Origin of the sequence: Parapedobacter luteus (assembly GCF_900168055.1) — a bacterium.
In the GTDB taxonomy this organism is placed as follows: Bacteria; Bacteroidota; Bacteroidia; order Sphingobacteriales; family Sphingobacteriaceae; genus Parapedobacter; species Parapedobacter luteus.
In genome coordinates this window covers 80,350-106,469 of sequence record NZ_FUYS01000003.1, presented here as the reverse complement: position 1 = coordinate 106,469, position 26,120 = coordinate 80,350, and the positions used below count along the sequence as shown (strand labels likewise).

The window sequence follows — 26,120 nt, the reverse complement described above, 5'->3', positions numbered from 1 at the left end:
TAAAGCTAAGGCTTAAATAAAAGCTGGCTAAACCGAAATAAATCCTTTTTCCACACGGCAAAGTCATGTTTGCCGCCCGCTTCCACATGATAGACGTGGGGTATCCCGTTTGTGTCGAGGTATTCGTGCAACTGCTGGCTGATCCGGATGAGATTGTCCTGGCCGCCGCACGACACCCAAAGCAGGCTTAGCGCTTTGCCGGCAGCTTTTGGATCGGGAATCAATTCGACCGGCGGTTTGGTGTTCGGGGCGGAAGAAAAGCCGCCTACCCAAGCGAACTTATCGAGGTTACCCAACCCAATGTTTAGCGATTGTCCACCGCCCATAGATAGCCCCGCGATTGCGCGGTGTTCGCGGTCCATGTAAACCGGGTAGTTGGCTTCGATGTACGGGATGAGGTCCGTAAGCAGATCCTTTTCGAATGCTGCGAATGCTGCCACCTTTTCCCGGTCGAAGATATTACCCTCGGCGCGGTCATTTTTCATGGCCCTGCCGTTGGGAAGGACAACCAGCATCGGAGCCAGTTTTTCCCCGGCGTAGAGATTGTCCAGAATGACATGAGGTTGGCCGTTGGTTAACCATTCAAACTCATCCCCTCCTATGCCGTGCAAGAGATACAGTACGGAATATTTGGCATCCTTGGTAAATCCCGGAGGGGTGTAAACCAACGCTGTCCGGTCGTTTCCGACCGTTTTGGATGGATAGTGAATCGTGTCGACCTTCCCTTTCATAATGTCCGCTGTGACAATGTCAAAGTAGTCCGGGATAGTGGGTAGGATTTCTTGGGACTGCGCTTGGCTTAGCCCAAGGGAAACGTACAGCAAGAAGGCAATTTTCTTTTCCATGGTTTGATGATATTTATTGTGGTTTATACATTTAATCGCAGACAGCCTGACTGGTTGTTTGGCAACAGACAATTACAAACCTACATACTAATCTTGAATCGTACAACCCGATTGCCGACAATCAATGATTTTTAGATTTGATTTATATTGCTGATTTTCTGTTGTTTGTGTGGTAATGTAACATGCCCGATGATTTATGTAACATGTTTTTTTTGCTTTCTTTTTTTGCTGTGTTATCATTGCGTCTCAGTTTCAAAATCACAGGCTGAAGATTATTAACCAAGTATTATTAACCTTTTATTCGACTTTGATTATGAGAGCTTGCCGTTTTGTTCCCGTTTAAAAAAGTGTTTTAATAACATTTATAAAGGTGGCCCGTGTGAGCTAACGCTTGGTGCTACAGATAGTGCTACCTGAATTTTTGGACCATATAAACCAATGAAGTGATGTTAAACCTAATTGATACATAAAGGGTAATTGAACCGCTAATACACACCGTTTACCTAGAGTGTCTTGATGCTGCACTCCATGGAAACGAATGACCTGACATTGACTAACTTAATTGAATAAACATGATCATAAATTTTTATCCGATTAAATGCTGGAAAGATTTATGGAGGTATACGCATCGAAAAGGGGGGTGGCTGTTGCCCTTTTTGGTGATGATTTATCTCCAGCTTTCAGCACAAGATTACCGGCAGGTACAGGGAATCGTAATGGATGCCGCTGAGACGCCGATAGCAGGAGCATCGGTAGCCGTGAAGGGAACAAGTATCGCTGTGGCGACGGACAATAACGGCCGTTTCGTTTTGCGCATACCCAGTGGAAAGCAGGTATTGGTGGTCTCCCATTTGGGGTCGGAACGGCTGGAACTGGCTGTCGAAAATGAAACGGACATCAAAGTGGTATTGAGCAGTGCGGATATTATGCTGGAAGAAACGGTAGTGGTGGGCTATGGCCAGCAAAAGCGTGAAACGGTGGTTGGCGCCATCACCCAAACAACCGGCAAGGTATTGGAGCGAACGGGCGGGGTCTCCAGTCTCGGGGCTGCGTTGACCGGTAATTTGCCGGGTTTGGTCACGCATGCGAGCACCGGGATGCCCGGCGAGGAAAACCCTCGTATTGTTATCCGGGGGCAAAACAGCTGGAACGGCAACGACCCATTGATATTGGTGGATGGCGTGGAGCGACCGGAGTTTTTCAGTCAGATGGATATTTTGTCGGTCGAATCTATATCGGTGCTTAAAGATGCGTCGGCGACAGCGGTGTTCGGTTCCCGGGGCGCCAACGGTGTCATCATCGTGACCACCAAGCGGGGGGCTGAGGGTAGAGCAGAGATCACTGGGCGGGTAAACACTACGTCCAAATTTGTTTCGCAGCTACCCGGTAAGATGGATGCTTATGATGCAATAGGTGTTCGCAATCGGGCTATCGAATATGAGCTTTCATTGAACCCAGCCAGTTGGAACGATATCATCCCTTATGATATTCGGTATAAATACCGTTCGCCGCTTAATCAGGAAGAAGCCGAACGATACCCTAACGTCGACTGGCAGGATCTGATGTTTAAGGATTATGCGATGGCATATAATGCCAACGTTGCTATCCGGGGAGGCACGAGGGTCACCAAATATTTCTCGAGCGTCGATTACCAAAAGGAAGGCGATTTGTTCCGGCAATTTGAAAATAATCGCGGATACACGCCCGGATACGATTACAATCGGTTGAACTTTAGGAGTAATTTGGATTTCCAGTTAACACCGTCCACCAAACTGCAATCCAATCTTAGCGGTACCTACGGCGTTCGAAAAAGCCCCTGGGGCGGAGGGAATGAATACGGATTCTGGATCGCCGCCTACCAGAATCCACCCGATGCATTGATTCCACGGTATTCAGACGGAACGTGGGGCTATTATCAACCGAATGAGCAGGCAGCCTTGAATTCCATAAGAATACTGTCGCTCGGGGGAGTATCCTATACCACCACCGCCCAATTGTCCACCAATTTCGTGCTCGACCAACAATTGGATATGCTGCTGAAAGGCTTGAATTTCAAAGGGACGCTGGCGGTAGACAATCGTTTCGTGGAAACGGGGAGGGGTGTAAATGACCTTTACAACAGTTTTCAGCAAAAATGGATCAATCCGCGGACCGGTCAGGTCATTTTTAAAGAGGCTTTCGACAGCCAAACCGGCTTTGATTATTATGATCAGGGGGCCGCTTGGTCGCCTACCGGCGGAAGCGTAAGCGGCGGGCAGACACAGCGTAGGCTATTCTACCAGTTGCAGTTGAACTATGCGGGTACAGTTGCCAATGACCACAATTACACGGCGATGGGCTTGATGAGCCGTCAGGAGGAAGCTACCGGAAGCATGGTGCCGCGCTACCGCGAAGATTGGGTGTTCCGGGGAACCTATAACTTCCGCAACAAGTACATGGTCGAATATAACGGAGCCTACAATGGCTCGGAACAGTTTGCCCCCGAATATCGGTTCGGATTTTTTTCATCCGGCGGAGTGGGGTGGAACATTTCCGAAGAGCCGTTTATGAAGAAGGTAAAGGGCCTCGACCTGTTGAAGATCAGCGCATCTTACGGGGAAGTCGGTGCCGATAATATCGGTCCGGATCGCTTTCTGTTCATGAACCAGTGGGCATATGGCGATGCGTCTCAATTGGGCGTGGTTGGTGAAGCCGGAGAATTCAGCCCATACACTTGGTACCGCGAAACGATGGTGGGCAATCCTGCGGTTCGATGGGAAACTGCCTATAAATACAATCTCGCCCTTGATTTCGGTTTCCTCGATGGCCTCATCGGTGGAAGGTTAGACTTTTTCCAGGATAACCGCAAAGATATCCTAATGGCAGGCGATCGATCGGTACCGAGCTATTACGGCACGGACGCCCCCGCGGCGAACCTGGGCCGCATGCGGACCAAAGGTTTTGAACTGACGCTTAACTTCAACCATACGTTTAGCAACGGCATCCGCATATGGGCCGACTTTGCCATGACGCACGCCAAGGATGAAGTGCTTTTCCGCGATGATCCGCAGCTGTTGCACGATTACCAGAAGCAGCAGGGGTATCAGCTCGGCCAAGCACGCACGCACATCGGCCATGGGTATTACAACTCTTGGGATGAGCTTTATGCCAGCACGCCGCACAATACTAACGATGCCAATAAATTGCCCGGGAACTACCATATCCTCGACATCAACGGGGATGGCATAATCGATGCATTTGATTCGGCTCCGTACGGGTATTCCGGTATACCGCAGAATACGTACAACACCAATCTCGGGTTCGAATGGAAGGGCTTCAACGTATTCCTCCAATTCTACGGCGTTAACAACGTTTCCAGGCAAGTCGTATTCAACAGTTTGACAGGCCAGGTAAACCGGGTTTACGAAGAGGGAACCTATTGGTCGAAGGATAATATCCATGCGGACGTTCCCATGTTGCGGTGGCAGACACTGACCGCCGGGTTCAACGCCGGACACCGCTATTTCTACGATGGCTCTTACCTGCGGCTGAAAAATGCCGAAATCGGCTACCGTTTCCAACCTGAATGGACGCGACGGCTTGGCGTAGCCGATTTCCGCGTATTCGTCAGTGGCAACAACTTGTTGTTGTGGACGGATATGCCCGACGACCGGGAATCTAACTTCGCCGGCACGGGCTGGGCTTCGCAAGGGGCGTACCCCACCGTGAGGCGGTTGAACCTGGGCTGCAATGTTACCTTTTAATACAGATGGTTATGATAATGAATATAAAATCCAAGTTTATACGTAGCCTGCTGGTGCCGGCAGTGCTGGTAGTGTCCTCCTGTGAGCATTATCTGGAACGGACACCGGAGTCAATTATTTCAGAGGAAATTGCTTTCCAGAATTTTGTCAATTTCCAGGGATTTACCGAAGAGTTGTACCATTGTGTGCCCAATTTTGCAACCAGTTACTGGACCACTTCCTTCAACTGGGGCGACGATGAAATCCAATCCACAGCAAACAACTTCCATTTCGGCGTGAAAATCGAAAACGGTGATTTCTGGGGATGGCAGGTCGAACATGATGGGTGGGGAGCCGGTTGGATGGACAAAAGCTATGTGCGTACATCCTACAATTCGGGTAGTGTAGACCAGGATCGTATCGACAAGGGACTTTGGATACTGGCGTGGTATGGAATCCGTAAAACCAACCTGGGGTTGGAAAACCTGCATATGCTGACCGACGGTACACAGGAGGAGCGTAACTTGATTGAGGGGCAACTGCTTTTTTTCAGAGGATGGTTTCATTTTCAGTTGATCCAATATTTCGGAGGGCTTCCCTACATTGACAGGGTACTCCCGGCGGACGAACCGTTTCGTGAACCTCGCCTGAGCTACCACGAATGTGCGGAAAAAGCCGCGGCGGATTTCAGGCGGGCGGCGGACTTGCTACCCATCAATTGGGACGATACCGAGGCAGGCAGACGAACCCTTGGCAAGAATGCGTTGCGCGCCAACAAGATCATGGCGTTGGGCTACCTGGGCAAGAATCTGCTTTGGGCAGGAAGCCCATTGATGAATTATGAGTCTACGGGCAGCCGAACCTACAATACAGATTATTGCCGGCGGGCAGCGGACGCTTTCGGCGAACTGCTTCAATTGGTGGAAAGCGGGCAGACGCAATATGCATTGATGCCATTTGCGAACTATCACATGAATTTTTACACCTATGGTCAGAACTGGGCCATACCTGGTGGCACAGAAGCTATTTTCCGTCCACCTTACCACCGGGGCAACCATACAAACTGGGGCGCATCAAAACAGTATTTGCCAGCGCACATTGGCGACGGTGACATCAAGTTCCTGCCCACTGCCAACTATGTAAATTTTTACGGTATGGCCAATGGGTTGCCGCTTCCGGATGACATTACCAAGCCCGACCCGGAGTCCGGCTACGACCCGGAATTTCCCTGGCGTGGGCGTGATCCGCGGTTTTATAACAACATACTTTTTGATGGCGTGAAAGTGGTGCAAGGCTCCATACCGGCAAACATGGCGGGAGAACGGTATGCCAACCTATTCACCGGAGGAAGTTACCGCAACGTCAGTACGGGAAGCCGAACGGGCTACGTGAATCGGAAGTTCATTCCAATTACGGCCAACAACATCGACAGGGGATTCGACTATGGATATGCGCTCCATATCATGATTCCTTATATGCGGTTGGCCGACATCTACCTGATGTATGCAGAGTCGGTAGCAGTCGGGTACAGCTCGCCATCGGGGCAGTCTTCGACTTTTGCCAAGACGGCTGAGGATGCGGTGAATGTCATCCGCCAGCGCGCTGGTGTTGAACCGGTGCATGCCAGATTTTTAGGGTCAACCGAGGCCTTTTTGCCCGAATTGCGCCGCGAGCGCGCCGTTGAGCTGGCGATGGAAAGCCATCGGTTCAACGACCTGAGAAGGTGGTTGCTTTTGATTGAGCGGCCATACACCATCAAGACATCCATTGAATTTGATAGGGCCGGGGAGTTCAATACGGAAGATCCAGCAGAGAACCGGGTGGTAAACCTGAGGGAAGCAGTGATTTTGGAGCGTAATTTCAGCGAAAAGCATTATTGGTTGCCGCTGAAGGTCGCTGATGTGACGTTGTACCCGGAGTTACACCAGAATCCGGGTTGGTAATGGCATGCTGAAAATTAAATGGAGAAATGACAATGAAAGATATACGATTAGCGATGGTGTGTAGTGTCACCATGACGCTGTTTTCGGCGACATTGCAAGCACAGGACACCATCAAAGCGAATATAGGTGATTCCGTCCAGGTGGCCTTCCGGACAGTCGAATCCCACGAGTTGACGGGAGGAGTGGCCTATGTGGACGTCCCGCAACTGCTGGACAAAAATTATTTTACCTACTCCCTGTCGGAAATGGAAGCTTTTGCTGCTGGCTTTCACGGCAACCTGTGGGGGAATAATTCGTTTCTGGTGCTGGTAGACGGCGTGCCGCGCGATGCAGGCAGTGTAATGCCCACGGAAATCGAACAGGTAACCTTTTTGAAGGGCGTTGCGGCCGTAGCGCTTTATGGCAGCCGCGCGGCAAAGGGAGTTGTGATGATCACAACTAAACGAGGACGGGCCGCTGAGCAGACTGTTGAGGTACGGGCAAATGCAGGCCTGCATACCGTAAGACGCTATCCGCAATACCTGGGGTCTGCGGAATACATGACGCTATATAACGAAGCGCGGTTGAACGATGGTTTGGGTGCGCTATATTCAGCAGAAGATATTTATCACCATGCTGCGGGCGCCAACCCGTACCGGTATCCCAATGTGGACTATTATTCGCCCGAATACCTGAAGAATACCTACAATCGCTATGACGCCACTGTGGAAATAGCGGGAGGGAACCAGCGGGCAGCATATTACACCAACTTCGGTTACTGGTCAGAGGGCACGCTCCTGAACTTCGGGCAGGCTGCTGACAACAAAAATGAGCGGTTTAATATCCGTGGCAATGTAGATATGAATATCAACCAGTTTATTGATGCCAAGGTAGACGCAGCCGCAATTTTTTACAATGGAAAAGGGGTGAATACCGATTACTGGAACGGTGCTGCAACCCTAAGGCCGCACAGGTTTGCACCGCTGATTCCAATAAGCATGATTGAAGCGGACGATGAGGAGTCGATGAGGTTGGTGGGGCTCAGCAGTAATCTGATCGATGGAAGGTACCTTCTCGGTGGAACGCAACTGGATCAGACGAATCCGTTTGCTGATATCTATGCAGGTGGTTCGAACACCTACACCAGCCGTCAATTCCAGTTCAATACCGCGGTAGACTTTGACCTCCGGAATGTACTGCCCGGGTTGTCGTTCAGCTCGATGTTCGGAATGGACTACGCAACATCCTATAATCAATCGTTCAACCATGAGTACGCAGTATACGAGCCTGTATGGAATAATTATGCAGGGGACGACCTGATCGGCAGCCTGACCCGCTATGGCCAGGATGCCAGTTCGCGCACCCAGAATGTCAGCAACAGTGCATTCAGGCAGACAATCGCCGCATCAGGCCAGCTCAACTACCGGCGGCAGTTCGATAGCCGGCACAACGTTTCGGCCACGCTGCTGGCCGGAGGCTTCCAACAGACTACTTCCGGTGTTTACCACAAGACGAGCAATGCAAACCTTGGTTTACATGCAGGATATAACTACCAGGGTACCTACTATGCCGAATTCAATGGTGCTTTGGTCCACTCAGCCCGGCTTCCCGAACGCAACCGGCAAGCCTTTAACCCAACTGCTACGATTGGATGGCGGATCAGCAACGAGCCTTTTATCGCTGGCTCATCGGCGATAGACAACCTGATGGTGTCGGTATCAGGCGGGATCCTGCATACCGATTTGGATATTGCCGACTATTACCTGTATGAGGCCATTTACGCGAACGCCGGGGATGAAGGTGGCGCATGGTATGGCTGGCGAGACATGTCGGCGGGCGAACGGACAACGGACTCCAGGCGTGGCGCGAACCCCAACCTGACTTTTCCCAAACGGGAAGAGGTCAGCGTAAACCTGAATGCATCCTTTTTCAACCAACTGGTATCCTTCAACGCGTCGTGGTTCGCAAGCCGGATGAAGGGATTGGTTGTCCAGAACGGAAACTTATTTCCGAGTTATTTTACCACGGGCTGGCCGGTGTCTTCTTTCATTCCTTATGTGAATTATGACGAAGATGAGCGTTCCGGTTTTGATTTCGATTTGCAACTGAATAAAAAAGTCGGCAATGCGGATTTAAGTTTGGGTTTGACCGGTACGTACTACAAAGCGATAGCAACCCGAAGGGCTGATATTTTTGAGGACAGCTATCAGAACAGGATAGGCAGGGAACTGGATGCAATCTGGGGATTGCAGGCGGAAGGATTTTTCAGCAGCGTCGAGGAGATTGAAAATTCGCCTACGCAGGCATTCGGCCAGGTGCGGCCCGGTGACATTAAATACAAGGACCAAAATAACGACGGTGTCATCAATGATCAAGACGCGGTCTATCTCGGTCGGGGTGGCTGGTTCGGCGCACCGTTTACCGCAGGGATACACCTGACTGCAAAATACCGCAACCTTACCGTATTTGTACTGGGAATGGCCAGGACAGGAGCTTATGCCCTGCGCGACAACTCCTATTTCTGGATTGCAGGTGAAAACAAGTATTCGGAGGTGGTGAGAGGGCGTTGGACCCCGGAAACCAGCGGCCAGGCGACCTATCCGCGGTTGACTACACTGAATGGAAATAACAATTTCAGATCATCCGACTTTTGGCTTTACAGTACGGACCGGTTTGATCTGGCCAGGGTACAGGTCTCCTACACGTTGCCAAAGCGTATCATCGGTGATGGCTTTTTCAACGAGCTTGGGGTATATATAAACGGGGCAAACCTGCTGACCATTTCCCCCAACCGGAAAATCATGGAGTTGAATATTGGAAGTGCACCCCAAACACGGTTTTTTAACGTTGGCGCGAAGGTGCTGTTTTAGTTAGCTACAAAAAATGAAAAGCGATGAATAAGAAACTTGTATATGTAGTTGTGGTGCTTGTCGCGGCATCGGGTTGTTCCGATCTTTTTGAACCGGCCATCCGGAACAACCGGGATTTGAGTGACATCCACGATGAGCCAAAGTACGCTGCCGGATTGTTGTACAATGGCTATACACGGCTCCCTACGAATGGCTGGTCTTTCAGCGATATGGCCACGGATAATGCCGTTTCCAATGACGAAGCCAATGCATATTATACAGTAGCCACAGGGCAATGGGCTTCAAACAACAACCCTCTGAATCAATGGACAAATTCACTGGCGGCTATCCAATACCTCAATGTGATGCTGAGGGAGGTTGATATGGTGAAATTTTCCGATGATCCGGTAATCAATCAGCTCTTTGTTGAGCGCACGAAAGGGGAAGCTTACGGACTGCGGGCGCTGTTCATGTATCATTTGCTCCAGGCACATGGCGGCGACGCCAATGGCGAATTGTTGGGTGTGCCAATCGTGCTGGAACCGGAAGACCCGTCTTCCGACTTTAATCAGCCGAGAGCTACGTTCGAGGCCTGTATGCAGCAGCTGTACAGTGATGTGGAGACAGCACTTGGCTTGCTGCCCCATGATTATGAAGATGTCAGCAACGTGTCAGCAATACCGGCCAAATACACCTCGCTCGGTATTGGGATCAGCGAATATAACCGGGTGTTCGGACAAGTGATGCGTTTGCGGTTGTCGGGGCGTATCCTGCGGGCGGTACGCGCACAGGCGGCATTGCTGGCGGCAAGCCCGGCATTCAGCCACGGGAACACCACCACTTGGGCTGATGCAGCGAACTATGCTGCCGAAGTGATCGATCTAAACGGCGGGATTACCGGACTGGCACCCAACGGGGTTACGTGGTACGACAACCGCAACGAAATCGATGGGCTTGGGTCTGGAGTAAACCCGCGCGAAATCCTCTGGCGTACAAACATCGAAGGAACAAGCAGCACTCTGGAGGCGCAGCATTTCCCGCCCACGCTATATGGAGCCGGATTGCTGAACCCAACCCAAAACCTGGTCGATGCATTTCCGATGGCCAACGGCTATCCCATTACTGCGGAACAGGCACAATATAATGATAACACACCCTATGCAAACCGGGATCCCCGGCTACAGCAATTTATTATTGTCAATGGAAGTACAGCAGGGGCCAACAATACGGCCATTTACACAGCAGTAGACGGAGGCACCAATGACGGGCTGAACCGGGTAGAGACATCCACACGTACCGGCTATTATATGCGTAAGCTGCTGCGGGGCGATGTTAACCTCAATCCAACCAGTGTTAACGCCCAACGGCACATCAAACCGCATATCCGGTATACCGAAATTTACCTGATTTATGCCGAAGCGGCTAATGAAGCATGGGGGCCGACTGCTACCGGTGGCAATAACTATTCCGCCTATGACGTAATCAAAGCTATCCGTCAACGGGCAGGGATTGGCCTCGACAATGGTGATGCCTATTTAGAGTCGGTCAAAGCAGATCAGGCAGCCATGCGGGAGTTAATCCGTAATGAGCGCAGGTTGGAACTCTGCTTTGAGGGATTCCGTTTTTGGGATCTGCGCCGTTGGAAAGCCAACCTTACCGAGACAGCAAAGGGCGACCACATCGAAAACGGAAATCACCGAATTATCGATGTAGAAGATCGGGTGTACCGGGATTTTATGATTTACGGTCCAATACCGTATAGCGAAATATTGAAATTCAGTGCATTACGGCAAAATAACGGGTGGTGAGTACTGCGGAGTCAATTGGAGGTTGTTTTAGAAGATAAATCATTTAGACATGAAACATATAGTTTATATCAGCGTAATACTTGTCACGTGCTTCACATCGTGTAAGAATGACGACTGGGAGTTCCCGGACTTTGACTACCAGACTGTGTATTTTGCCTATCAGTACCCGGTGCGTACCATTACGTTAGGGGAGGATATTTTTGATACGACGCTCGATAACGAGGGCAAATTTCGGATCATGGCCACCACGGGAGGCGTGTATACCACACGAAAGGATATCATTATTGATTTCGTGGTGGATGATGCGCTATGCCAGGGGTTGTTATTCGGAGGGGGCGACGGCGATGTGGTACCGATGCCGTCAAACTACTATGCATTGGCTTCTGATCGCATGGTCATTCCAGCTGGGGAAATCGCGGGTGGCGTGGAAGTACAGCTGACAGACGCTTTTTTTGCCGATCCTTTGGCGCTGAAGCGGACGTATGTGGTACCGGTACGGATGACGGGCGTCAATGGCGCAGACTCTATTCTGTCTGGAGTTCCGTTAGTCGCTAATCCGCAGCGGAGTGTCCCCGCGCATTGGGAGGTGGCACCCAAAGACTTTACCTTATACGCGGTGAAGTATATCAACCCGTGGCATGGCTTTTACCTGAGAAGGGGCAAAGACGTCATTACCGGAAAGAACGGAAATGCTTCCCTGACCCGCACGGTTATTCGGCATGCCGAATTTATAGAGAACGACGAAGTCAATCAGTTGGTTACCCGATCCCGGGGCGAAGTGGAGTTCCCATTGGCATTTCCAGATGTCGACGGCGTCAATGTCACAGCTGATATTCTGCTGACGTTTGACGAGGATGGCAACTGCAACGTGACTTCGGCGGCGGCCGGATACACCGCATCGGGCAGCGGTAAGTTTGTAAAGCGTGGGGAAAAGAACAGTTGGGGAGCGCAGGACCGCGACGCGATTTACCTGGAATACGAGATCGATTTACCCCAGATGCATATTGCCGCAACGGATACACTGGTCGTCCGCAACAGGGGGGTATCAATGGAAACATTTACCCCCGTATTAAAGTAAATCTAACCATTTAGCAAAAGTAAGATGAACCAACTATGTAAAATGGGCTTACCGGCAATAGCGTTGTTCATGGCAGCCGCTTGTAATGAGTATGAGCCACTTGCCTTCCATGCAGTTAAGCCCGAGAGCGTGGTCCTGCAGGAGGATATTGATTCATACGATGCGCTAAAGTCGTATATCGATAGAAGCGTCCACAACCAGTTCAAATTAGGGGGGGCGACTTCCCTTTCCAGCTATGTCCAAAAAGGGGTGATGTACCGGCTGATGAATAGAAATTTTGACGAGATAACCCTGGGCTATGCAATGAAACACGGCGCAGTGGTACAGGCCGACGGCAGCCTTGCCCTGTCGGACGTGGCTGGTTTCTTGGCGATGGCCAACGCGGCAGGCTTATCCGTATATGGCCATACGCTGTGCTGGCATGTCAATCAAAATGCCGCTTACCTCAATAAGCTGATAGAACCCACGGTCATTCCTGGGACTGATGAGGCGGGCGGCGGAGGAGATGCCGGCTATGCGTATACATTTACCAATCAGTCTGCGGTAAACTTCTGGGAAGCACAGGTAGCGTATGATTTGCCGAATTTGGAAAACAATCAGGAATACGTGCTGAAGTTTGCCGTAAAGGCCACGGAAGCAGGGACTATACGTGCTGAAGTCCAGTCTACGTCGGATTATTCGTCCAATAGCTTCGGCACTTTCGCGGTAAGTCCGGCATGGCACGAATATGAATTTACGACTACTACAACCAAAGGCGACCGCAACCGGCTTGTAATCAGTTTTGGCGACTATGTGGGTACGGTGTATATCGACAATGTGTCGCTAACCGTTAAAAACAGTGCTTCAAATTTGATTGCAAACGGTGATTTTGAGAGCGGGACCGACCAAGGATGGGCGGGATGGGGGAATGGATCGACCAGAGGCGTGTCAGCGTACGGAGAAGGCTTCGGTGGAGTGGGCGATCAAATCATTGAAAAGACCCCCGAGGAAAAGAACGAGATTTTGACAACGGCTTTGGAAACCTGGATAGCGGGCATGATGGAAGTCGCGAAGGACCATGTACACGCATGGGATGTGGTCAATGAGCCCATGTCAGACTGGCCGGATCCTTATCAGTTGAAAACAGGCGTGGGAAAAACGGACATGGCCAGCGACGAGTTTTACTGGCAGGACTATTTAGGAGCGGATTATGCCGTAGTAGCTTTTAAGTTGGCGGAGCAGTATGGCAAGCCGGGTGACCTGCTGTTCATCAACGACTACGGCCTGGAATCAAGCCTGGATAAGTGCAAGGGCCTGATTGAATATGCAAAATACATCGAAAGTCAGGGAGCACGGGTAGATGGAATAGGTACGCAGATGCATATCAGCACATCCAATGACAAGGAGCGGATAGCAGAGATGTTCGAACTGTTGGCCGCTACAGGGAAGTTGATAAAAATATCGGAACTTGACATTGGTGTGGGCGTGCCGACAGCCCAGGCGACCGAGCAAGATTATCAAGCACAGGCGGAGATGTACCGATACGTGGTCGAAAAGTATTTTGAGCTGATTCCTCCGGCACAGCGTTACGGCATTACGGTCTGGAGTCCGCTGGATAGTCCCCAAGGTTCAAGCTGGCGGGCGGGTGAGCCGATTGGATTGTGGACGGAAGGGTATGTCAGGAAGCCGGCTTATGCAGCTTTTGCCGAAGCGTTAACCGGCCAATAAAATAACGCACGTGTGTATGACAAAACAGGTGCTTAGACTCTTTTTGCTTTTGGTAGTAGTGACAGGTTATGCTGCTGCGCAAGAACGATCACTGACGCTATGGTACGATGCCCCTGCGGGCGACGACTGGCTGCGTGCGCTACCCATTGGCAATGGCTTCCAGGGGGCCATGGTATATGGCAACGTGGAAAAGGACGAAATCCAACTCAATGAGGGTACGGTATGGACAGGAAGCCCAAATCGGAACGATAGTCCGACGGCACTGGCCGCATTACCGGAAATTAGGAAGCTGATTTTTGAAGGCAAGCACCGCGAAGCGCAAACACTTGCGGACCAAACCATGATGGCCGGGAAGTCGAACGGTCAAGCATTTCAGCCCGTGGGCAGTTTGCACCTAATCTTTCCGGACCATCAGGAGCCTACTTCCTACCGGCGCGAACTGGATATCGAGCGGGCCATAGCGGCGACAGAATATGAGATAGATGGGATTACTTACCGCCGGGAATATTTCGCGTCAAATCCGGCGCGCCTGATCATTATCCGGTTGACGGCCAGTAAGCGCGGGTCGCTGCGTTTTGATGTTGCGTTGTCTACGCCGCAGCCGGAAGCAACTGTCGAATGCAGCGGTAACATATGTAGTATTAGCGGGGCCACCGGGGGTTTTGAATCCGTGCCGGGCGGGGCACTTCGGTTTCAGTGCTTGGCCCAAGTGCGAGTCAGCGGTGGGAAACTGACTGCCACAAACGGGCGCCTCCATGTTACGGATGCAAATGCTGCCACAATTTTAGTCAGCATAGGCACCAATCATATCCATTACGCTGATTTAGGGGGCGACGAAGCAAAAAGGGCAAAAAAATACCTCATCAATGCGCGCGGCAAATCCTATAAGCGCCTGGTGGATGAACATGTCAAACAATATCAGCCGCTATTCAACCGGGTTGCCTTACAAATCGGCAAACCGTCTCCCTCGTCGAAGCCAACGGACGAACGATTGGCAGCGTTCCGGCAGGGGATGGACCTTGATATGGTCAATCTGTATTTTCAATACGGCCGTTACCTGTTGATCGCTTCTTCCCAACCGGGCGGGCAACCCGCCAACCTTCAAGGGATTTGGAATAAGGATATGAGTCCGCCCTGGGACAGCAAATACACGATTAATATCAATACGCAGATGAATTATTGGCCAGCGGAGCGGACCAATCTGCCGGAAACTCATCAACCACTATTTGACCTCATTAAGGATATTTCTGATACCGGAAAGGAAACTGCGCGGGTGATGTATGGAAGCGGAGGATGGGTTGCCCACCACAATACAGATCTGTGGCGTATTACTGGGCCGGTAGACGGTGTTTTCTGGGGTATGTGGCCCATGGGCGGTGCTTGGCTTTCGCAACATTTATGGGAACATTATCTGTACCATGGGGATTTGGAATTTTTGCGGCATGTTTATCCGATTTTAAAAGGAAGCGCGGCATTTTTTGTCGATTACCTTATACCGGAACCCACGCATGGCTGGCTGTTGGTGTCGCCCAGTATCTCTCCCGAAAACGCACCCCAAAGCCGCCCAGGAGTGTCGATTGACGCCGGTACGACCATGGATAACCAATTGGTTTTTGATGTATTTGATGCGACCATCCGGGCGGCCGATGTGTTGGGCACTGATGAGGCGTTTGCAACCTTGTTGAAGGAAAAGCAGGCCTTGTTGCCGCCGATGCAGGTCGGCAGGCATGGTCAGCTACAGGAATGGTTGGCCGATTTGGATGATCCGGAGGATAAACATCGGCATATTTCGCACCTATACGGACTGTTTCCATCCCGGCAAATATCGCCGTTTCGGACACCCGGCCTTTTTGCGGCGGCGCGGGTGACCTTGGAACAGCGCGGCGATGTCAGCACCGGTTGGAGTATGGGGTGGAAAGTAAATTGGTGGGCGCGTATGTTGGACGGAAACCGTGCGTGGAAGCTGATCCGGGAGCAGTTAAGCCCGGTGGGAACAAACAAGGACGGAGGCGGTAGCTATCCGAACCTCCTTGATGCCCACCCTCCATTTCAAATTGACGGTAATTTCGGCTGTACCTCAGGAATTGCCGAAATGCTTCTGCAAAGCCACGATGGGGCTATTCACCTATTACCTGCCCTGCCTGATGATTGGAAACCAAGTGGATCAGTAAGTGGTTTGCGCGCGCTTGGCGGCTTTGTTATCGAACACTTAGCATGGAAGAATGGCCGGATTACCCGGCTCACTATACGCTCTGAACTTGGCGGAAACCTCCGGTTGCGATTGGGCGCGCCGATGCCACATGCTAACCTTAAGGCGGCATCGGATGGTGCAAACCCAAATCCATTCTTTTATGTGCCGGCAATAAACCAGCACATAGACAAACAATTGGTATATCCCGATGGGATGTCTGATGTGTTTGAATATGATATAGCCACACAAAAAGGCAAGACTTATCATGTTTTATAAGGTATTCGGTTGATAGTTGTCGAATAAACACTTAAATTCGCAGAACGCCATTTATATACCAAAAACGTAAGTTATGTTCCGACACATTTTCTTTTTATCAGCCGCATTGCTATGTTCGAGGTGTGCGTCTGCCCAATCAGGTAAACTCTTTACTGTAGACTCGGAACTTTCCAGCAGCATGGTCACGGACGTCCATCAGGGACGGAGTGGCTACGTATGGATTGCAACCGAAGATGGGTTAAATAGATTCGACGGTATCAAATTCAAGGTGTATAGGCACAACGAGCACGACCCTCATTCCGTGCTGAACGATATGGCGTTGGTTCTTGCCGAGGATAAGCAGGGGCAGATGTACGTAGGTTACATTAATGGTGTTCAATACTACGATGCTGCGAGCGATTCGTTTCATCATATCCCGCTTAAACTTCAGAATGGTCAGGAAATAGCTGCCCATGTCTTGACCATCGTCCAACGAAAAAACGGCCAGATGCTTATTGGAACGTCGGGCCACGGCATATTTGAACTGCAACAAAGGTCTGGCCGGTGGGAGGGTACTAAGCTTGAAGGGCTGGTGCCAAGCAATATGATCATCCGGATATTCGAAGACCAAAAAGAAAATCTTTGGATTGCGACGGAAGACAACGGGTTATTCAGGTTCGGCGACGGAAAACTAACGGATTACTTTGCAGCTAAAAAAGTCCAGAATAATGTGGTGTCCAGTATATGCGAAGACAAATACGGTACGATCTTCGTCGGCAATATGAGCGGTGGACTATTCCGATACAACACGATTGACGATGCGTTTGTTCGGGTACATTATAGTGGCGGAGGGGATCTTGCCGTGGCAGATTTGCTGGTCAGTTCGCGGAATGAGTTGTACATAGCTACCAACGGAGCGGGGATGAAACTATACGATGAGGAATCAGGCGTGGTTAAGGACATGGACCTGACGATGACGACGTTCGATTTCAATACAACAAAAATAAACTCGATCCTTGAAGACAATGCTGGAAACATCTGGATGGGTATGTACCAACGCGGAGTATTTTTGCTGCCCACGCATAAAAACAGCTTTGGCTATATCGGGTATAAATCGGTAAACCGTAATTTGATTGGTTCAAATTGCGTGATGTCGATATTTGAGGATAGTAAGGGCACGTTTTGGATTGGCACTGATAACGACGGACTATATGCCCTGGGTCCAGATGGCGGTTCGAGCAGGCATTACGGGTGCCGCGGTGGAGTACGGTCGGTACCTTCCACCATTATGTCCATTTATGAAGACTCATATGGAGATCTCTGGATTGGCTCCTATTCGGATGGTTTAGCAAAGTTTAACCCGCACACCGGTCAAAGCACCTACTTAACGGAGCTTGTGGATAAAAACGGAGATAACGTACAGCGCATATACGGGCTACGGGAGGATAAGGAACAGCGCCTTTGGATAGCCTCCATGGGATCTGGACTGTTCTGTCTCGATTTGAAATCCGGTACCATCCGTAATTTTAGCGCCGTTGACGGCACGGTATACCGCCCGGATGGCAACTATCTACCCAACGATTGGATCAATTGTCTACTGTTATCGAGAAATAATAAGCTTTATATCGGCACTTTTGATGGGTTAGCCTGTTTGGATTTGGAAAATGAAAATTTTGTGACGGCGTTTGGGACCAACCGGTTGCTCAGTAACACGGTGGTGTATTCACTTCATGACGACGATAAAGGGCATTTGTGGGCGGGTACTTCCCGGGGACTGGTATGCCTCAATATTGCTACCCTTGAAATGAATATCTTTGATATGGATAACGGCCTGCCCAGCAACCTCATCTGTGCTGTGGAGGGAGGCCCAAACGGGGATATCTGGGTAAGTACGAACCGCGGAATCGCAAAAATGGACGTGTCGGAATCCCGATTTTTAAATTTTTATGCCGGGGATGGACTTCAGGGCAACGAGTTTATGACCAAGGTTTCGCTCGCGGCGAAAAACGGGGATTTATATTTTGGAGGAATACACGGCGTCACTTACTTCAGACCAGGCGAAATCCACATTCAAAATAAAAAACGGATCGTGAACATTGTTGATTTTTACGTGCGTGATAAGGCGGTGAGAAAAGGTATGAAATCCGGGCGCTATGCGATTGTGGATACCGCGGTAAACCATGCGCAAACATTCCATTTGGACTACCGTGACAATTCATTCAGTGTGGAATTTTCCACGATGGATTTCAATGACTCCGAAAGGGTTTCATACGTGTATTCACTAAATAACAACGAATGGCTTGCTTTGCGGCCGGGCAACAATCGCCTGGCGTTCGACAACCTGGAGGCCGGTGAATATCGCTTGCGCATCCGTGCCCGATCAAACGATACATTTTCCGATATTAAGGAGGCCCGGATTATCATTCATCCTGTTTGGTTCCAGTCTACATTGGCCAAATGGATGTATGCGCTGGTAACGATTATGATTTCGGTTGCCATTGCAAAGGCCTATCGAAACCGGCGACGCATACAACAACAAATGCAGGTCCATCAGCAAGCCGAAGCGGTCAACGAGGCCAAGCTACAGTTTTTTATCAACATTGCACATGAAATCCGAACGCCATTGACCCTAATCATCAGTCCGCTGAAAAAACTCATCGAAAACGATGGGGATGGTAAACGTGGGCATTTGTATGCTATCATGAATCGCAATGCGCGTCGCATGCTCGACTTGGTCAACCAACTGATGGATATCCGGAAGATTGAAAAACGTCAGATGACACTGCGATTTGAGCGTGTGGAGATGAATCAGTTTACCAGGGCCGTCTGCTTATTATTTGAAGAACAGCTGGATGCAAAAGACATTCGACTGGAGATAGATTGCCCAGAAAGTGAATTGTTTGCCATTATTGATCCGCGTCATTTTGATAAGATATTGATCAATATCCTTTCAAATGCCTGCAAGTTTACACCTTTGGGGGGGACTATTCGCGTTTCATTGCGATCAGAGTTCATTGGAATGGATGCGACGGAATATCTGACTATCGCAATAACAGACTCGGGTCAGTTTATCAATGAGGACGAAAAGGAACGGATTTTTGAATGTTTCTATCAATCACCGCACCATCGGGATCACCATCCAAATGGTACGGGCATCGGCCTTTACCTTGCGAAGCAATTAATGGAAATGCATAGCGGTACCATCGGCGTCGAAAATGTAGCGGGGGAAGGTTGCCGCTTCCAATTACAGTTGCCTATTGGCGATGTATCCCAGATCCCGGTATTCAGTCCTACCCACTTTGGAACGACCGATCGAATTCGAATCACACCAATAGCTGACAGCGACCAGGACGAGATGAAACATAGGAAATCATCCAAAATTGTAATCGTCGACGATGACTTGGAAATTTGCGACTACATACGAAGCGAATTTGAATCGTTTTATACCGTGGTCACATATCATAATGGAGAAGACGCCTACAAAGGAATATTGAAAGATACACCGGACTTGATAGTAAGCGACGTGATGATGCCTGGCATGGATGGAATGACGCTCTGTGGTCGGATAAAATCCTGTCCGCTTGTCAGACACGTACCTATCATTCTGCTGACGGCCAAAGCGGAAGAGTCGGATACCGAAGACGGCTTTGATGCAGGAGCCGATGCTTATCTCGTCAAACCATTTTATATGACCGTTCTACTGAAAACCGCGAAAAGCTTAATCCGGAACCGTGAGCTGGTCAAAAACAGTGAGCGCGAAGCGCAGTTTCAAGGTGAATTTATTTCCAAAGTCAAGCTGAAAAGTTCCGACGAAAAGTTGTTGGAAAAGGTTCACCGTATTATTGACCGGAATCTTAACGAATCGCGATTAAGTGTCGAAATGATCGCTAGTGAAATCGGCATTAGTCGGGTACATCTTCATCGTAAATTGAAGGAATTGACCGGATTAACCACCCGGGATTTGATCCGAAATATCCGATTGAAGCAGGCCGCTGAATTGATTACCCATAAGGGTTTGAGTGTTTCTGAGGTGGCATATGCTGTCGGCTATGCCGATGCGAACACCTTCTCCGTCGCATTCAAACAGCTGTATGGCGTATCTCCCACAGCTTATTATACTACGAATGACGTTTAGCGACGCTTTTCACGCGGAGAGATTGGGCGCCCGTGACTAATGGGGCGCCCGTGCGTAATGTCTTTATTGCGTACTCAACTCACCATACGGGTGAATGGTCACGATCTTTCCATCGCCATCATACCGCAGTTCGGTGGCCTTGATATTGCGGAGATGGGTTTTGCCACCGGATAGTTGGGTGTCATGGTAGAACAGCCACCACCTGCCGCCATGCTCTACAATCGAATGATGGGTGGTCCAGCCGATTACCGGAGTCATAATGACGCCTTGATAAGTAAAGGGGCCGTAGGGGCTGTCGCCAGTAGCGTATACCAATTGATGGGTATCGCCTGTCGAATACGACAGGTAGTATTTGCCTTGGTATTTGTGTACCCAGGAGCCTTCGAAGAAGCGCCTGTCATGGTCGCCGGTCAGCAACGGTCGTCCGTTTTCGTCCAAAATAACGATATCCCGTACGGCTTCAGCAAATTGCAGCATATCGTCTGTCAGTCGGGCCATTTTTGGTGTCAAGGCGGGCAGGCTATCGTTTTCGAGGTCTGTCGATGAGCCCTGCGGATCATATTCGCCTGAAGCCCAGCGTTGCAATTGTCCTCCCCATATGCCACCAAAGTATAGGTAGGATGTGCCATCGGTATCTGTAAATACGGCCGGATCCATGCTGAAACTACCCTTGATGGGCTCAGGTTCGGCGACAAAAGGGCCATAAGGTTTGTCGGACGTAGCCACGCCGATGCGGAAGATATCCTGCTTGTCTTTGGCAGGGAAATAAAAGTAATATTTCCCGTTTTTGTATGCTGCATCGGGCGCCCATAGCTGCCTCCCGGCCCAGGGTATGTCTTCCAATTTCAATGCAACGCCGTGGTCCGTGACTTCGCCGCCCACGCTGTCCATGGAAAACACATGGTAATCCCGCATGTCAAAGTGGTCGCCATTGTCGTTTTCGGGCGTGCCGGCATCGATGTCATGCGATGGGTAGACGTAAATTTTACCTTCGAAGACATGGGCCGAGGGGTCAGCGGTATAAATATGCGATACCAAGGGTTGGGATATGGCTCCCTCAAAAAGCGGGGCGCTGTCGGTTGATTGAGCGGGGCGCTGTTGTTGTTGGCATGTGGCCAATAGGAGCGAGCAACCAGCGGAGGCTGCCAACACTGAAAAATAGGTTTTTTTCTTCATCATGACTAAGGTCAAATGGTTAATAATCAAGGTGCGTCTTTTCCTAAAAATGCAACCGATTGCAATATTACCGAATTTTCCGTATACTTGCCAAGTAACCAGTGTGTTTAACCAAATTTTATTAAAACCATCATGAGCAGTACAGGAGCGTCAAACATGTTATTAGCGAATGTCATTCGCGCCGCTGCACTGTCTATTTTTTTTCAGGTGATATTTTGCTCGTTTATATTGGCCGACGTCACGCTTCCCCGTTTAATCAGCGACGGGATGGTATTGCAGCGCGAGACAGCGCTCAAGATATGGGGTTGGGCATCACGGGACGAATACATTCGTGTAGATTTTGCAGGCAAAACATATGATGCGGTCGCCGATGCCGACGGAAAATGGCATGTTTTACTCCCGCCCCTTGACGCAGGGGGGCCGTACACGATGACCATAACGGGCGACAATGAAGTGACGGTAAATGATGTCTTAGTTGGCGATGTATGGTTTTGCTCGGGGCAATCCAACATGGTGCATATGCTGAACATCCACGATGTAACATACGCAACGGATATCGCGGAAGCCAATTATCAGGAGATCCGGCAATTTCTGGTGCCAACCGCCGCCGATTTGCTGGCACCGCAAAACGATTTTCCGTCGGGCTCTTGGACAAGGGCCATGGGGGAGGATGTGCGGTCCTTTTCAGCGGTCGCATATTTTTTTGCCAAGAAAATATACGATACTCATAGGGTACCCATTGGTATCATCAATGCCAGTGTAGGCGGCACGCCCATAGAAGCTTGGATTAGTGAAGAGCGGCTGCGCGTATTTCCAGCTCTCAACGGCACCATACAGCAAAATAAAGATACCGCATATGTACAATCCGTCAACCGTGCCGCGGCACAAGCAGCAAGGCGCAAGTCCTTTGTCCCGTCCGCAGGTGGATGGCGCAACATTAACGTGCCCGGTTATTGGGAAGATCAGGGAATCAGGGATTTAGATGGTGTCGTATGGTACCGGAAAGAAGTGGACATTCCGGCCGCAATGGCGGGTAAACCCGCACGGGTCTTTCTCGGCCGGATTGTAGATGAAGACGTTTTAACGATCAATGGCATTGAGGTGGGCCGGACGACCTATATGTATCCGCAGCGCAGGTATAAGGTCCCTGGCGGCGTATTGAAGGCGGGGAAAAATAGTTTTCTCGTCAAGGTAACCAACCATGGTGGTAAGGGCGGTTTCGTGCCGGATAAGCCGTATTGCATTTTTGCTGGCCAGGACACTGTTGATTTAAAAGGCACCTGGCAGTATAAAGTCGGGGAGGTATTCGACTATCACCATGCAACGGTGCCCAGCATCAACATCCAGAACCAACCGGCTGCGCTGTTCAATGGTATGGTAGCTCCGGCAATTGACTATGCCTTGAAAGGCGTGCTATGGTACCAGGGCGAAAGCAATGTAGGCCAGCACGCCGACTATGCGCTACGCCTACCCGCGTTGATAAACGACTGGCGCACGAAATGGGGCAACCAAATGCTACCGTTTTTGTATGTGCAGCTTCCCGGCTTCATGGAGTACAATTACCTGCCGTCCGAGAGTAGTTGGGCAGCGTTGCGCGAATCCCAACGCAAGGCGCTGGCTGTCCCCCAAACGGCGATGGCGGTTGCGATTGATCTGGGGGAATGGAATGACATCCATCCTGATAGGAAAAAGGAAGTCGGCGAACGCTTAGCCCTGCTTGCCCGGAAGCTTGTTTACGGCGAAGACCTGGTTGCCTCCGGTCCGATGTATCAGTCGTACCAGAAAGACGGGCATAAAGTGTCACTTTCATTCGACCATGTAGGTAGTGGATTGGTTGCCCGAGATGGGGGGGCACTAAGCGAATTTGCCATCGCTGGGCCGGATAGGAAGTTTGTTTGGGCCAAGGCAGAAATAAGAGGAGACCGGGTAGTGGTATGGAGCGAGAAAGTCGGTGATCCGATGTATGTCCGCTACGCCTGGGCCGATAATCCCGTAAATCCCAACCTGTATAATAAAGAAGGACTGCCAGCTTCGCCGTTTGAAATCCAAATCAACTAATATCAAACCCACCATGGCGCGCGGTGCGTAAACTATAGCCCATTGGCCCTTGCCGTAATTTCGGCAACGTCGAGAACCTGGGTATCCTGTTCTTTTTCCTTGCTTTTGATACCGTCGCGCAGCATGATCATGCAAAACGGGCAGGCTGCGGCAATGATTTCAGGTTGGGTTTCCAACGCTTCCTCGGTGCGTTCGATGTTGATGTCTTTCGTTCCCCTTTCAGGTTCCTTGAATAGCTGCGCACCTCCCGCGCCGCAGCATAGGCCGTTGCTGCGGCAACGTTTCATTTCGACGAGTTGGGCGTCGAGGTGTTCCAAAGCTTTGCGCGGGGCTTCATAGACATTGTTGCCGCGTCCCAGGTAGCAAGGGTCGTGGTACGTGATCCGCCGCCCCCGGAAAGACTCACCGCCCTCAGCCTTCAGCTTGCCTTCGTCTATTAGCTGCTGGATAAGTTGTGTATGATGAATGACCTCATATTGGCCACCCAAGTCGGGGTATTCATTTTTGAGTGTATTAAAACAATGCGGACAAGCGGTGACAATTTTCTTAACCTCATACCCATTGAGAATTTGGATATTCGTCAAGGCCTGCATTTGGAACAGAAATTCGTTGCCCGCACGTTTGGCCGGATCACCCGTGCAGTTTTCCTCGGTGCCGAGGATGGCGTATTTGATGCCGACGTGGTGCAGGATTTTGCAGATATCACGGGTTATGCGCTGGGCGCGTTCATCAAAGCTGCCCGCACAGCCCACCCAAAATAAAATATCGGCGGTCTCGCCGTTTGCCGTCAATTCGGCCATCGTTGGTATTTTGAGTTCATTCATTTGCTTTATACTTTAAGCTACAAGCTTTGAGCTTTGTGCTTATTGCCTACAGCTACCAGCTTATTGCCTACCGCCTACCGTTAACTGCCTTTCACCCAATTGGCCCGGTCAGCCTGTGCATACTTCCATGGTGCACCATTATTTTCTACGTTGCCGAACATGGTGTTGAGACTGGCAGGGGCTTGGGATTCCTCCATGACCATGTAGCGTCTGAGTTCCATAATGATTTCCAGCGGATTGATGTTTACCGGGCAGGCCTCCACACAGGCATTGCACGTGGTACAGGCCCAGATTTCCTCGCGCGTGATGTAATCATCCAACAGCGACTTACCATCGTCCTTTTGTTCGTTATTTTTACTTTTACGGATATTGTTGCCCACTTCTACCATGCGATCACGCGTATCCATCATGATCTTGCGGGGCGAAAGCAGCTTCCCCGTCATGTTGGCCGGACACACGGCCGTACACCGTCCGCACTCGGTACAGGTGTAAGCTTCGAGCAAATTTTTCCAGGTGAGATCTTGAATATCTTTCGCGCCGAAGTGGAGTGGCGTAGCTGCAGCCTCCGGCGTATAGGAGGGGTCGAGCATCGCTTTGACTTCGTTGGTCACACTACCCATATTGGAAAAGCGTCCCTTGGGGTTCAGGTTTGAAAAATAGGTGTTCGGAAAAGCCAACAGGATGTGCAAGTGCTTGGAGTAGGGGAGGTAGTTGAGGAAAATAAGCACGCCGATGATATGAAACCACCAGCAAAAGCGCTCAATGCCGACAAGCGTCGGGATCGTGTCCGGCAATAAAGGAAGCAACCATCCGCTCACCGGAAATGCGCCGGCACGCGCATAATTTGGTGCCCCCAGCAGTTGCAATTTATAATCAGCCGCATTCATGGTCAGAAATGCTGCCATTAAGGCTATTTCAGCGATTAGGATGAGGTTGGCATCTGTCCGGGGCCAAGGGGTCATCTCTATGCCGAAAAAGCGCTTTAACCGCGAAATATTCCGCCGCGTGAGGAATAGGACACAGCCTATAAGCACGCTCAATGCCAGCCATTCAAAAGCGCCGATGAGAAAAGCGTAAAAACCGCCCAAGCGAGAAAATACGCGGTGCGTGCCAAACAGCCCATCAATGATGATTTCGAGCATCTCAATGTTGATGATGCAGAATCCAAGATACACAAAAAGATGCAGCAGTGCAGGGAAAGGCCGCTTAAACATTTTTTTCTGGCCAAAAGCAACAAGGAGCATGGCTTTCCACCGTTTCGCCGGTTGGTCCGTCCGCCGTTCATCCTGTCCCAACTGGATGTTCCGGAAGATGTTCCTGGCGTTGTAAATAGCCAGAGCCATCGCCCCAATGAATAGTACTCCGAAAATAAGCTGGCCTATCATATAGGATTATATAGCACAGGGTAATCTAATCATTACGAAAATACGGAATTTAAAATGCTATGCAAGCATAATAAATTATTTAGATGAATTTTAAGATTGCCGAGGGGGATAACGTAAAAAAAGCGGAGTGCCCGCCGGGCGCTCCGCTTTCTGATATTGTGTTAG

At 50.3% G+C, this 26,120-nt stretch carries 13 protein-coding genes; 9 read left to right on the top strand and 4 right to left on the bottom strand.

Features of this window, described 5'->3' with window-relative positions; translation table 11 throughout:
* Nucleotides 1-5: 5 nt before the first annotated feature.
* Nucleotides 6-845, bottom strand: coding sequence for an alpha/beta hydrolase (locus B5X72_RS06960; protein WP_079716516.1), 840 nt, complete (start codon nt 843-845; stop codon nt 6-8).
* A gap of 572 nt (nt 846-1,417) precedes the next feature.
* Here B5X72_RS06960 and B5X72_RS06955 point away from each other — a divergent pair.
* From B5X72_RS06955 to B5X72_RS06920, 8 genes are all read left to right on the top strand, one after another.
* On the top strand, nt 1,418-4,588 hold the full coding sequence (locus B5X72_RS06955) for a SusC/RagA family TonB-linked outer membrane protein (RefSeq protein ID WP_079716130.1): 3,171 nt from the start codon (nt 1,418-1,420) through the stop codon (nt 4,586-4,588).
* A gap of 17 nt (nt 4,589-4,605) precedes the next feature.
* On the top strand, nt 4,606-6,510 hold the full coding sequence (locus B5X72_RS06950; RefSeq protein ID WP_245826861.1) for a RagB/SusD family nutrient uptake outer membrane protein: 1,905 nt from the start codon (nt 4,606-4,608) through the stop codon (nt 6,508-6,510).
* Nucleotides 6,511-6,542: 32 nt separating this feature from the next.
* Nucleotides 6,543-9,359: a SusC/RagA family TonB-linked outer membrane protein gene (locus B5X72_RS06945; protein WP_079716128.1), complete on the top strand. Its 2,817-nt coding sequence runs from the start codon at nt 6,543-6,545 to the stop codon at nt 9,357-9,359.
* A gap of 23 nt (nt 9,360-9,382) precedes the next feature.
* Nucleotides 9,383-11,146, top strand: coding sequence for a RagB/SusD family nutrient uptake outer membrane protein (locus B5X72_RS06940; RefSeq protein WP_079716127.1), 1,764 nt, complete (start codon nt 9,383-9,385; stop codon nt 11,144-11,146).
* A gap of 49 nt (nt 11,147-11,195) precedes the next feature.
* Nucleotides 11,196-12,224 carry a DUF5627 domain-containing protein gene (locus B5X72_RS06935; RefSeq protein ID WP_079716126.1) on the top strand — a complete coding sequence of 343 codons (1,029 nt, stop codon included), beginning with the start codon at nt 11,196-11,198 and terminating at the stop codon, nt 12,222-12,224.
* A gap of 24 nt (nt 12,225-12,248) precedes the next feature.
* A complete protein-coding gene (locus B5X72_RS06930; RefSeq protein WP_079716125.1) occupies nt 12,249-13,931 on the top strand; it encodes an endo-1,4-beta-xylanase in 1,683 nt (560 codons plus the stop codon).
* Nucleotides 13,932-13,947: 16 nt separating this feature from the next.
* A complete protein-coding gene (locus B5X72_RS06925; RefSeq protein WP_079716124.1) occupies nt 13,948-16,398 on the top strand; it encodes a glycoside hydrolase family 95 protein in 2,451 nt (816 codons plus the stop codon).
* A 73-nt stretch (nt 16,399-16,471) separates the two neighbouring features.
* Entirely contained in the window at nt 16,472-20,512 is a 4,041-nt protein-coding gene (locus B5X72_RS06920; RefSeq protein ID WP_079716123.1) for a hybrid sensor histidine kinase/response regulator transcription factor, read from the top strand.
* A 63-nt stretch (nt 20,513-20,575) separates the two neighbouring features.
* On the opposite strand, the gene B5X72_RS06915 is transcribed toward B5X72_RS06920, so the two are convergent.
* A complete protein-coding gene (locus tag B5X72_RS06915) occupies nt 20,576-21,691 on the bottom strand; it encodes a glycoside hydrolase family 43 protein (protein WP_079716122.1) in 1,116 nt (371 codons plus the stop codon).
* Nucleotides 21,692-21,820: 129 nt separating this feature from the next.
* On the opposite strand from B5X72_RS06915, the gene B5X72_RS06910 reads away from it, so the two are divergent.
* Nucleotides 21,821-23,746, top strand: a complete 1,926-nt coding sequence (locus B5X72_RS06910) for a sialate O-acetylesterase (RefSeq protein ID WP_245826859.1) — start codon at nt 21,821-21,823, stop codon at nt 23,744-23,746.
* A 32-nt stretch (nt 23,747-23,778) separates the two neighbouring features.
* On the opposite strand, the gene B5X72_RS06905 is transcribed toward B5X72_RS06910, so the two are convergent.
* Nucleotides 23,779-24,570 carry a (Fe-S)-binding protein gene (locus B5X72_RS06905; RefSeq protein WP_079716120.1) on the bottom strand — a complete coding sequence of 264 codons (792 nt, stop codon included), beginning with the start codon at nt 24,568-24,570 and terminating at the stop codon, nt 23,779-23,781.
* Between the two features lie 80 nt (nt 24,571-24,650).
* A complete protein-coding gene (locus B5X72_RS06900) occupies nt 24,651-25,955 on the bottom strand; it encodes a 4Fe-4S dicluster domain-containing protein (protein WP_079716119.1) in 1,305 nt (434 codons plus the stop codon).
* Between the last annotated feature and the right edge of the window lie 165 nt (nt 25,956-26,120).